The 12,002-nt window shown below is 40.1% G+C and carries 11 protein-coding genes; 3 read left to right on the forward strand and 8 right to left on the reverse strand.

All coding sequences use genetic code 11. The features are described from left to right. Positions 1-163 precede the first annotated feature (163 nt). Genes ACXM1Q_RS02300 through ACXM1Q_RS02310 form a run of 3 tightly spaced genes read left to right on the forward strand, consistent with a single transcriptional unit; the run spans position 164 to position 2,487 of the window. Entirely contained in the window at positions 164-1,216 is a 1,053-nt protein-coding gene (locus ACXM1Q_RS02300) for a glycosyltransferase (RefSeq protein ID WP_458515780.1), read from the forward strand. Continuing rightward, positions 1,203-2,105 carry a phosphodiester glycosidase family protein gene (locus tag ACXM1Q_RS02305; protein WP_458515782.1) on the forward strand — a complete coding sequence of 301 codons (903 nt, stop codon included), beginning with the start codon at positions 1,203-1,205 and terminating at the stop codon, positions 2,103-2,105. Before ACXM1Q_RS02300 ends, ACXM1Q_RS02305 begins: the two co-directional genes overlap by 14 nt. Beyond that, a complete protein-coding gene (locus tag ACXM1Q_RS02310; protein WP_458515784.1) occupies positions 2,086-2,487 on the forward strand; it encodes a hypothetical protein in 402 nt (133 codons plus the stop codon). The genes ACXM1Q_RS02305 and ACXM1Q_RS02310 overlap by 20 nt, the downstream gene beginning before the upstream one ends. A 20-nt stretch (positions 2,488-2,507) precedes the next feature. Here ACXM1Q_RS02310 and ACXM1Q_RS02315 read toward each other — a convergent pair whose 3' ends face one another. From ACXM1Q_RS02315 to ACXM1Q_RS02350, 8 genes are all read right to left on the reverse strand, one after another. After that, positions 2,508-3,011 carry a hypothetical protein gene (locus ACXM1Q_RS02315; RefSeq protein ID WP_458515786.1) on the reverse strand — a complete coding sequence of 168 codons (504 nt, stop codon included), beginning with the start codon at positions 3,009-3,011 and terminating at the stop codon, positions 2,508-2,510. A gap of 329 nt (positions 3,012-3,340) precedes the next feature. Then, complete coding sequence (locus ACXM1Q_RS02320; protein ID WP_458515788.1) at positions 3,341-6,436, reverse strand: type I restriction endonuclease subunit R; 3,096 nt, start codon at positions 6,434-6,436, stop codon at positions 3,341-3,343. Between the two features lie 45 nt (positions 6,437-6,481). Beyond that, the gene (locus ACXM1Q_RS02325; protein ID WP_458515790.1) at positions 6,482-7,783 is read right to left on the reverse strand and encodes an anticodon nuclease; all 1,302 of its coding nucleotides are present in this window, start codon (positions 7,781-7,783) and stop codon (positions 6,482-6,484) included. Between the two features lie 19 nt (positions 7,784-7,802). Continuing rightward, positions 7,803-8,288 (reverse strand): restriction endonuclease subunit S, encoded by a 486-nt coding sequence (locus tag ACXM1Q_RS02330; protein WP_458515792.1) that lies wholly within the window; start codon positions 8,286-8,288, stop codon positions 7,803-7,805. A 58-nt stretch (positions 8,289-8,346) separates the two neighbouring features. Further along, positions 8,347-9,480, reverse strand: coding sequence for a restriction endonuclease subunit S (locus ACXM1Q_RS02335; RefSeq protein WP_458515794.1), 1,134 nt, complete (start codon positions 9,478-9,480; stop codon positions 8,347-8,349). Positions 9,481-9,619: 139 nt separating this feature from the next. After that, positions 9,620-9,787 carry a hypothetical protein gene (locus tag ACXM1Q_RS02340; RefSeq protein WP_458515796.1) on the reverse strand — a complete coding sequence of 56 codons (168 nt, stop codon included), beginning with the start codon at positions 9,785-9,787 and terminating at the stop codon, positions 9,620-9,622. Between the two features lie 18 nt (positions 9,788-9,805). Beyond that, positions 9,806-10,081 (reverse strand): cell filamentation protein, encoded by a 276-nt coding sequence (locus ACXM1Q_RS02345; RefSeq protein ID WP_458515798.1) that lies wholly within the window; start codon positions 10,079-10,081, stop codon positions 9,806-9,808. An 18-nt stretch (positions 10,082-10,099) separates the two neighbouring features. Continuing rightward, positions 10,100-11,647, reverse strand: a complete 1,548-nt coding sequence (locus ACXM1Q_RS02350; RefSeq protein WP_458515800.1) for a type I restriction-modification system subunit M — start codon at positions 11,645-11,647, stop codon at positions 10,100-10,102. Positions 11,648-12,002 lie beyond the last annotated feature (355 nt).

Genomic DNA, 12,002 nt, shown 5'->3' on the forward strand with positions numbered 1-12,002 from the left:
AACACCTCAGGTGTATTTTTTTGCAGGAAACTTTAGAAATAGACCCTGTCTCAACTTTTTCTTAATCAACCCTTAACCCAATTCGTCATTTCGCTTATTTTCAGATTGCTTTCAGAAAAGTCCCGTATTCTTAAACGCAAGAAGAAAAAACGAGGTAAGCGATATGTATTATGTAGTGATCCCAGCCTATCAACCAGATGAGAAACTAATTCAATTATTAACCGTTATGAAACAGCGCTTGGACTGTCAAGCTATCGTCGTGGACGATGGCAGCACGGGAAAGTCCGCAGAAATCATCGAGGCTGCCAAATCCTACGCTACTGTCTTGCACCATGAGAGGAATCAAGGAAAAGGGCAAGCCTTACGAACGGGCTTCCAATATCTTCAATCCTCTGAACAAGCAGGGATCGTGGTAACCGCAGATGCGGATGGACAGCATGCTGTGCAAGACATCGATCGCCTAGCACGCGCAGCCATGAACCTGCCTAACCGCCTTATCTTGGGTGTTCGCCAGTTCACCAAGGACATCCCGCTACGCAGCCGTTTTGGCAACAAGCTCACCAGGGTCTTGTTCCACCTGCAGACTGGAATCAATGTGAGCGATACCCAGACTGGCCTCCGAGCCTTCCACACCGACCTGCTTCCTTTCATGCTAGAGGTTGAGGGGAAGCGCTACGAGTATGAGATGAACATGCTCAGCCAGGCAAGCCAGCGTTACAAAATTACCGAGATTCCGATCCAAACCATCTACATCGATGACAACGCCAGCTCCCACTTCCGGCCGATTCAGGATAGCTTGCTAATTTATAAAAATCTCTTTAAATTCGCCCTCTCCTCCCTTAGCAGCTTCCTAGTTGATTACGGGGTCTACGCCTTGATTCTCCTGATGTCTACAGCACTGCCAACAGCAACCCGCCTGGTGCTAGCCAATACCATCGCTCGCCTCACTAGCTCCATTTTCAACTTCAGCCTCAATAAGAAGCTGGTCTTTAAGAACAGGAACAGTCTTACCCACACGGGGACTGGCTACTTTACCTTAGCCTTCACCCTCTTCCTTGCGGACACAGCCCTTCTTTACCTTTTCCACCAAATTTTAGGAATGGATCTTTATATGGTAAAAATTGTAGTGGGCTTCTTCCTCTTCCTGCTATCTTGGACAGTGCAAAAAAACGTCATTTTCAGAGAAAGGAATTCGTATAGTCGTGAAATTGCTTAAGAAACCCTTCGCCTACGCCTGCATCTTCGGCCTACTCCTGACTGGCGGCTTCAGCTACTCCCTGCTAAAAACCTTTGTCCTATCCCAAGCCATGACCAGCGTCAGCGCCACCAACACCACTTCATCTGCAGGCAAAAGCCCAACCAATGTCTCCACCACTGACACCAACTACACAGATGACAACATCCAAGTTAACTTGGAAGCCATCACCACCAATAACACAACCGTCTACGTTGCCGATATTCAAGTAAGCTCCGCAGACTACCTCAAAACAGCCCTAGCTCAGAATACCTATGGCACCAACATCACCGCCAAGACCTCTGAGACCGCCAGCAATAATAACGCCATCCTTGCCGTTAACGGCGACTACTACGGTGCCAACGCATCCGGCTACGTCATCCGCAACGGTCAACTCTACCGTGACACCGTCCGAGACAATGCTGACTTCGGCGACCTGGCCATCTATGCCGACGGCTCCTTCAAAATCATCAAGGAAAACGAAGTTACCGCCCAAGAACTGGTTGACGACGGCGTCGTCAACCTCCTAGCCTTCGGACCAGCCCTCATCGAAAATGGCCAAATCGCTGTCGACACCAGCACCGAAGTCGGCCGTGCCATGGCCTCCAACCCCCGCTCCGCCATCGGTATCATTGACGAAAACCACTACATCATCGTCGTCGCCGACGGCCGCACAGAAGAAAGCCAAGGACTTTCCCTCTACCAAATGGCAGAAGTCCTAAAAGAATACGGCGCCCAAACCGCCTACAATCTAGACGGCGGTGGCTCCTCCACCCTCTACTTCAACGGCCAAGTCATCAACAACCCCACCACAAACGGAAACACTATCTCAGAAAGAGAGGTCAGCGACATTGTCTACATCGGTTATTAATCCCAACCAAAGATTCAGAAGAAGCCTGTTCACCTACCTAGCCTTCACAGTATTCCTCTTACTCTTCAGCCGTATCTACGAAAGCCTCAGCTATGGCGAAATTTCCTTCTTCATGCACTACCTCTGGACTGTCCCCCTAGCCGGTGGCAGCCTCCTCCTGACACTCATGAAAGTCAGACCCAACCTCTCACGACTCAGCTACAACCTCTGGAACTCCGGCATCGCCACCCTCACTGCCGGCTTCCTCCTCCGTGGCATCATTAATTTATCCGGCCGATCAACAACCTTAGACCAACCCTATTGGTTCATCGGAGCTGGATTCCTAGTTCTAGCTCTTCTTTCTTTATTTATTCATTCGAAAAACACGCCTAAAATCCAATGATTTTAGGCGCTTTTTAATCATCAATCCATTTCAGACAAGTAAGCTTTAATCCCATGCCAAAAACGTTGAAAATCTTCCCTCTCCGTCGGCCAAATCTTGGTCACACGGTCTATGGCAATTACAAACACCGCCAACATCTCATAATCAGCAGCTGATTGAGAAACCAGACCCACACGCTTGCCGACAATCAAAAAAAGATAGAAAACAAACAAACTCGTACGCTTGGGAAAAGCCAACAAAGCCTCCATCCCCATCCGCAAACCACGATAGAAGACCCCTCGCTTCCTCCCTACCTCAAGCCAAGACAAAATCCGACCATACAGCCAGTCGGACGTTAGAAACAGCGCTTGAATGGCAATAATGATCATGGCTACATTGTTGGCATACTCCTCAGACATCCCCAAAGAGCGCGTGATGTCAAAAATCATATCCCCATTAAAAAGAGCCAAATAAAGCACACCTACTACCAAAACCAAGGCAATCAGAAAAACCACCAAAATTCGTGGCAAATTTTTTAAAGTCATAAAATCTAGTCCTCTTCCTTATATATCTGTAGAATAAAATTCCCTAAATACTCCACATCCTTAAAATTATACACTGCTGAATCAAAAAAGTCCCCCACATATACTGCGGGGAACTCAGATAAATCTAACTATAAGTGAAAATATAAATTACCCAAGAACATGCCAGTGATACTGTTTGCTTTGTTTCTATTTACAGACAAGATATCCACTTAGATGAACTTGGATAGGATTAGTATAGCATAGGGAGAGAACGGGGGCAAGGAGGGGGAAGTTGTCATCTTTAGAAGAACTTTTTCACCATTAGTTGGTCAATTCAAGATAAATAATTACTACAATACTCCACCGATACCCTTGAATTTTTCAACAAGCATGCTAATCTTTTGAAATACCATTTGTTTCTTAGTGTGATACTGAGGATTCAGTGGACTCATCCTAGGCAGAGCCTCATTGAGAGCATTGCCATTCTCACTGGCATATCCATGATTCAAAGAGGTCTGAATATAGCGCTTGGTATTTTCTACATGTAAGCCTTCCGCCTGAATCAACGCTTCCACTTCTTTTTTCTGCTCCTTCTGAGCAAAGAGGAAGAATTGCTTAATGATATCGGTTTTATTCGCAAAACTATCCAAATCACTATAGTGAATAAAATCCACAATCAGATCTTCCTTGGCTCTATTTCCAAGACTGGCACGAATAGTACGCGAAATTTCCTCAATCAAAACATCTTTGTCAGAAACTTTTTTATTGGTTTCAAAAATCAGTTCCAAAATATAATCCAGATTGATTTCCTGAGATTTTAACAGCTCCACTTCAAAGACGACAGAATCCCAGTCTACTTTTGACTGACTATCTTGCTGATTTCGGCGTTCGTTAGTATACCAATCCCTAATGTCATTGTAGGTAGAACGATAGTCCTGAATTTCTCGTACTGTCGGCAAGGTCAGCTGAGATAAGTCCGCCATAGTCGCATCATCCATATGATACTTGGCCTGAAATGCTGCCACTTCCTCTGCATTTTCAAAATCAACCTCTTGCAAAGCCTGTAAACTCACATAATCATCATAATTCTGAAGAATGTTATCCAGTTTCAAATACTTACCGAACAAATCAACAAAAGCTTTTTTATCACTTTCTTTTACAATTTCACTTGGATTTGGAAAACGTTCCCGAAGCTCTTGAACAACCGACAAATAGCCTTCCTTCTGCTCTCCAGCATCTACATAGCCATTTAAATAGTCATGATAAGAGCGCTCCAACAGCACCTCTGCTGTCTCTGTTTTACCAAAAAGTTTAATCGCATCAGTCGTTGCCTTTTCCAAATCGCGAAAAGTCACAATATTCCCGAAGGTTTTGGTCGTATCATAAATCCGATTGGTCCGTGAGAAAGCCTGAATAAGTCCGTGATAACGAAGGTTTTTATCAACAAAAAGAGTATTGAGAGTCGGCGCATCAAAACCTGTCAGGAACATACCCACCACAATCAGCAAATCCACCTCACGCGTCTTCACGCGCTTGGCCAAATCGCGATAATAATTTTGAAAATCATTGCCATTAATTGTGTAGCTAGTCTGGAATAGCCTATTGTAGTCATCTACACAGCGGCTTAGAAATTCTTTGCTACTGAGATCTGGCAAATCTGTTGGGTTAAAGGTCTCATCATCAATTTCTCCGATAGCGGACTGTGCTTCGTTGGCTACAAAAGAGAAAATAGTCGCAATTTTTAGCGGTTTATCACGACCTTCCTGCTGCTTTTGCAGCTCCTGATAATAAGCTTTAGCCGCATCAACACTGGACACCGCAAACATGGCATTGAAACCGTGTCCTGACTGTCGGTGTGTTTTTTGATTGAAATGCTCCAAGATATAACTTGAAATCTCTGAAATCCGTGTTGGATGCAGAAGAGCTTTCTTAGTTTCAGCGGCACTCAATTTGTCCAAATCCTGCTCAGTTTCATAGTCCTTAAATTGAGGGCGGACATCATTATAATCCACCATAAATTTCAAGACTTTCTGATCCCTAATGGCATCTGTAATGACATAAGAATGAAGCTCATCTCCAAAAACCGAAGCTGTCGTCTCAGAGCCAAAGGCATTCTCCACCTTAATCGGAGTCCCTGTAAAACCAAACTGGCAATATTTCTTAAACTTCTTTTTCAAACGTTTTTGAGCCTCACCGAATTGCGAGCGATGACACTCATCAAAAATGAAAACCACTTGCTTGTCATAAATCTCATGTTGCTGCTCACTACTCATAAAATTATTGAGTTTTTGGATAGTGGTCACAACAATCTTGTCATCATCTTTTTCGATATTTCGCCTAAGACCGACTGTACTATTGGAACCATTGACTGAATCTGGCGAGAAGCGCTGGTATTCCTTCATAGTTTGATAATCCAAATCCTTTCGGTCAACAACGAAAAAGACCTTGTCCACCTCATCCATCTCCGTCGCAAGCCTTGCCGCCTTGAAGCTGGTCAAGGTCTTACCAGACCCTGTCGTATGCCAGATGTAGCCTCCTGTATGAGGGCCACTCTTGATTTTGGAGGCAATGGCAGAACGGATTTTCCAGATGATCCGCTCAGTTGCCGCAATCTGATAGGGTCGCATGATGAGCAGCGTATTGTTGGTGTCAAAGACCGAATAATGGATTAAAACATTAAGCAGGGTGGTTTTGCTGAGAAAAGTCGCTGTAAAGTCCTTCAAATCCTTAATTGGTTCGTTGTTTTTCAAGGCCCAATTCATAGTAAAATCAAAGGAGTTCTTATCCCGCTTAGTGGTATTAGCAAAATAGCGACTATCTGTCCCATTTGAAATGACAAAGAGCTGGAGGTATTTAAACAGGGAATTTTCTTCGTTGAAACTTTCCTTGCTGTAACGATGCACCTGGTTAAAGGCCTCACGAATAGCTATCCCTCGCTTTTTCAGTTCAATCTGCACCAAGGGCAAACCGTTGACCAAAATAGTCACATCATAGTGATTGGTGCTAGTCCCTGTTTGATTCATCTGATTGATGACTTGCACCTTATTTCGGCTAATATTCTTTTTATCCCAAAGGTAGATATTTTGAATATGTCCATCATCAAAGATGAAGTCATAAACATAGTCATCATGCAACTTTCGCGTCCGATCAATCAGACTCTCACTAGCTTTATTCAGGTATTCATCCAAAAAACGTTGCCACTCCACATCTGTAAATATCACACGATTAAGGGTTTCCATCTGCTTACGGAGATTACCCAAAAGTGCATCAGGAGTAGTGATATAATTCATATATTCATACCCCTGCTGCTGTAAGTCACTAATCAATTCTCTCTCCAATTCAGCCTCCGTTTGGTAGTGACTAGGCTGCTCTTTTTTAGTGTACTTTTCAAGGACAATAAAATTATTGGATTCGATAATCGGGGCTGTTTGAATGAATTCGGACATAGTTACTCCTTATAATAAAATTACTCTCAAGCTTAAAGTTTTATATCATCCAGATTTAAAGTTATATTTGGAAATAAACCACCCAAATACATTCTTAAAATGAATTAAATCATCTTCTGGAATTTCTGAATTTTCTTCCATCGAATGCTTATTGTGACTAAATAAATTTAATTTTCTACAATAAATATCAATATCTCTTTGAGTTAAGCCCTTATCCTCATCTGGGACCAGTAAATCTTCCCAATTTCCATACCCCAAAAATGTAGAGGTTTTTTCAAATAAAGTTCTCAACAAATTGAAATGGTATTTTTTTATACTATTGTTTTGAACAGATTGCTGAATGACTTCGACTATTTCTATATGATACGAAAATGGAGAATCATTAGTATCTTTCAAAATATACTTGTCCAAACCATTATGAAAATTAACAACATGCTCTAGGATACTTGGAGAATAATTATTATTTTTTTCTTTCTCCACCTCTCTATCATTCTTTTTCTTTAATTCATTAAATAACACGTTAAAAAACAAGGGATGATGTGTTGTTACGATGAATTTTATTCCTTGATCGTTTGGATTTTCACTATCTCTAGGTTTATAATTACTTTCTCTAATTAAGTTAGCAATATCAATTGCAACCTCAATAACTCTTTGCTCATCAAGAGAAGAAACCGGATCATCAATAATGATATACTCAACTTTATCGAACTCACCAGTTCTATCATTTCTCCCTGTAATTACTTCCTTAATAAAAGTATAAAATAAACTCCAAATAAAATTTGTCTCCTCCCCTTTTGAAAGTTTAATATTTTCTTCAGTTATTCTCTCATTATTTCCATTATTCTTTTTCGTATACGTTTTACTAAAGGCAACGCTTCTTGAACCGTCGAATATAGGTTCTATAATATTTTGTAAAGACCTCCCTTCTGCCCCAACAGGAAGAATTCCTAGGTAGCTTTGAAAAGTATTAATGACATCATTGTGCATTCCCTGTACATCAATAATATACTGTACAAACAATGATTCATTATTAATTTTTAATTCCCGATTAGTATCACCTGATAAATCATTGTCCCAAGTAAACAAGTCCTCAGTAAAAGCATTGAAATAAAACAATTTCTTTTTCTTCATCAATTCTATGATTTGCATATTACTAGACTGTTGCCTAGTAGATTCACTTACTTGATTTTCCTCGCCAGAAGATTTTATAGCTAATAGTTCTTTTATTTCCAAAGATAACCGTGTTTTTCCGCTACCATTAAACGCATAAATTAACTGAGTTTTAGTTTTTCTTTCAATTAACTTTGATGCTACTTCAGATAACGTTTCAAATGAGCTTGATGTCATAAATTTAATTCTCCAAATTTTATCTAAACTTCAACAATTTATCCCTAAAATATTCATACTGTTTTTGACGCAGTTCAATTTCTTTTGGCAAGCCTTCTACAATATAGCTGGTAAGGCTATCAAAAGTGTCAAGAATGGAGACGATACGGGATTGGACTTGCTGCGATGGTAGAATGATAATCAAATTTTCGACACTCATTTTCGATAATCTGGGAACACTTGCTTTTCTTACCTGACCTTTCAACCTATCTTGGTTATTTAGTAGCGTATGATAAATAAATCTCTGTTTAATGACATCCGTCTCAATCGTCCACACATCATCCGCTTTCCAAAAATTCTGGTTACTATACCCAATTTCTCCCGCTGCACCAGCACTAATAATAAATGTGCTATCTCCTAATGTATTCCAATCTTTATAATAACCTAATGCAGTCAGACTATTTTGATAGACAGGATAACCTCCCATATCAGACAAGTCCTTCCGGACTAAACGTTTCCCACGCACAACATCTGATACCGCCCCTAACTGTATTCGTATCGGTCCAAAAACCCAGTTCAAGAGCCTAATCAGGTCTTGTCTGTACTGTACTGTCAGTATACACGCCTTCGGCGGTGAAGTTCAAGAGTTTATCCCGAAAATATTCGTACTGTTTTTGACGTAGTTCGATCTCCTTGGGCAAACCAATCTTTAGATCGCTACAAATCGAGTCAAAATTGTCTAAAACTTGGACAATGCGAGACTGGATATCAAGTGAAGGGATAGGTAACTTAATCTTATCAATAATAGCTTGAGTTAAACTTGGCCTTGTTGGATTAGTAGCCATTCCTTCCAAATCTACAGTTGTCAGGAAATAATACAGATATTTTGGAATAAGTTGCTTGTCATCAATCTCTGTGTAATAGATTGTATCAACGTTCCAAAAAGGTTCTTCAAGGTAATATAAATTAGATATAGAACCTTTTCTTGGTATTAACACTGTAGGCTGATCATAAGAAAACTCATCAACATAAACCTCCATATTCCCACCACTGCCATACACAGGAATAGAGCCTTCAGACAATTTTTTCCAATCCTTACCATTTTTTAATTTCGCCACATCTCCCAAGGTCCTCCACTCGACTTGATAAACCTCCTCATCAAAGGAGAGGAGTTTATCCCGATAAAAAGAATATTGCTTCTGGCGGTCGGTCAATTCTGTGGTCAATTCTGTAACATATTTCGTGAATTTGTCAAGTGTTTGTGCGATTTTTCTTTGGTTTTCTAGCGATGGTACTGGAAGAATCATCTTAGTAATCTTATCACTCTTTAAAGCCGGAATGCCCGCCCCATGTTGAAAATCCATTAAATAAGATTGCTTCATTTTTAGAAAATGATACAAATATCTATTGTCAACTAGCTTCAAATCTGGCAGCAAATAATAACAATGTGCATTTGCCCAAAATTTCGTTGTCACAAAATTAACAAATCCCGCAGATGCTCCTCCTTGACTGATTATTATGGTATTCTCTTCAACATTATAATCATTAGTTCGACCAGAATATGTCCGTCCACCATTATAAGCTGGATACTGTCCATCATCTGTCAATAATGTCTTGTTTAACTGTTTCCCTTTATTAACATTACACACATCCCCCAATTCTTTCCACTCTACACTATTGTGACAGTGTTCCTTGAGCAATTCATCAATATAAGTCATCCTAAACCTCCACCAACTACTATAATTTAATGTCTTCCACCTTTCTCTCCTGCTTTGAACAGTTTCCTAGGTCGTTCAAACACTCTTCCCCACTTAGACAGAGGTCAGTTATCATCATTTCCTCTATTTTTGTCATTCTTTACAACACCTCTTTCTTATAAAGACTATAGCTTTCATACATAGTCTCGGCATCTCGGATAGAGCGATGCTCCATGGCTAAGAGGTAGTCTTCCTTATCTACCTTGCAGCAATCAACACCTTGGCCAACCTCTACTTTCAGAAGGTAGTGCTCCAGCCACAAGCGCATACTGCGACCATTGTCCTCTCAGAAAGGATAGACAATATTCATTTCCACATATTTCACAAAGATTTCTGCCACAGTAAACTGAGACATCCTGTCAATATTTTCAAGTGAGTGAAGCAAGTGCCTAACTGAAGTAAAATAAAAATTACACTTGATCATACTGACATCACGAGCCTGACCTGCAATAGCATAGATATCCTGAAATAAGGTTTTATGAATAAATACTAAAGTATCAACATAACCAATTTCCTTTGTATCCAGCAAACCTTGCCAACTCCAGTGAATCCGTAATTTCAAGTTTATTGTCCAAAATCATTAGTTCAACTCTTCTACAATCCTATCAATCTCCGCGCGCAAAACATCAATTTTTTTCACCGTTTCAGCGATGTCTTTATTTAACTGTACAATGTCAATCTTCTCACGCGTATCTTCTTTTTCCACATAGGTCGAAACAGATAGATTATAGTCATTCTCGACAATCTTCTCATAAGGAACAAGTGAGACAAAGTATTCTTTGACTTCTCCTCTTTCAAAGCCATCCAAAATTTTCTGGATATGTTCTTCTGTCAGCACGTTATTGTTAGTTTCTTTTTTAAATTCCTGACTGGCATCAATAAAGAGAGTATCTGTTGTAGTCTTATTTTTGGCTAACACAAGAATACAGGTGGCAATAGAGGTTCCAAAAAAGAGGTTATCTGGCAACTGGATAACGGCTTCAACAAAATTGCCATCAACCAAGTATTTCCGAATTTTTTGTTCCGCACCGCCACGGTAAAAAATCCCCGGGAAAGTGACGATAGCAGCTCTACCTTTTGGCGATAGATAAAATAGACTGTGCATGATAAAAGCAAAGTCAGCCTTTGATTTAGGTGCCAAAATCCCGGCAGGTGCAAAGCGATCATCATTGATCAGAGTCGGATTATCATTTCCAACCCATTTGATAGAGTAAGGCGGATTTGAGACAATGGCATCGAATGGTTTATCATTTTTATGTTTTGGATCTAATAAGGTATTCCCACGCTCAATACTAAATTTATCGTAGTTGATATTATGGAGAAACATGTTCATGCGAGCTAGGTTATAGGTGGTCATGTTGATTTCCTGACCATAAAAACCATCTTCAATGATATGCTCGGAAAATTGTTTCTTAGCTTGAAGCAGGAGAGAACCCGAACCACACGCAGGATCATAAATTTTATTAATCTTATTGTTCTCATCTTTTCCCAGCATCACAATCTTGGCCAAGAGTCTGGAGACGTTTTGCGGTGTGAAAAACTCGCCGCCTGATTTCCCTGCATTAGACGCATAATTAGAAATCAAGTATTCATAAGCATCCCCAAATAAATCAATATGGCTATCCTCAAAGTCACCAAAATCCAAGCTAGCGATACCTTCTAAAATATCTGCCAGACGTTGGTTCCTTTCCTTCACTGTATTCCCAAGTCGATTACTCCGAGTATCCACATCATCAAAGAGACCTTTGATATTATGCTCACTATCATAGCCTACAGCACTAGACTCAATTGCGTCAAAAATCTCCCTCAAATCTGTATTCAAGTCATCATTATTTTTAGCATTTCTAACAACATTTGAAAAGAGCTGATCTGGGTAAATAAAGTACCCTTTTGTTTTAATCGCATCGTCCTTAATATCATCTGTAATCAATTCTATAGGAACATCTTCATAATTGATGTCTGGATCACCGCCCTCAATATACTTTTTGAAATTCTCACTTATAAAGCGGTAAAATAAAATGCCTAATATATACTGCTTAAAGTCCCATCCATCTACCGCACCACGTACATCATCAGCAATCGCCCATATTTTCCGATGGAGCTCCTGTCTTTGTACCTGTTCTGACATAATCCTACCTCATTTTTAATCTTTTTAATACCATTTTATCACGTTCTTGAAGTAGAGAACATACCATTCTTCGAGTGCTATGCAATAATTTCCTTCTATCAGAAATTTTCTTAATTTACTGTAAACGATAGGGATGTTTTTAATTCTGCTATGGAAAAGGCATATAATAAAATAACAAGTTCACTGATGCTATCTACGGTGCTTGGAATGACAGTAACGACCCTCATCACAAAAAACGGAATCGTCATGCTAGAATGTATTATCAGCAAATTCGAAATCGTAATAAGGCTATTGAGATCAGGAAAGTTTCGCAAAGTACTGGTTTCCCCACTTCTGCTATCGAAAAATATACGAA

The organism is Streptococcus sp. 10F2 (genome assembly GCF_054331515.2).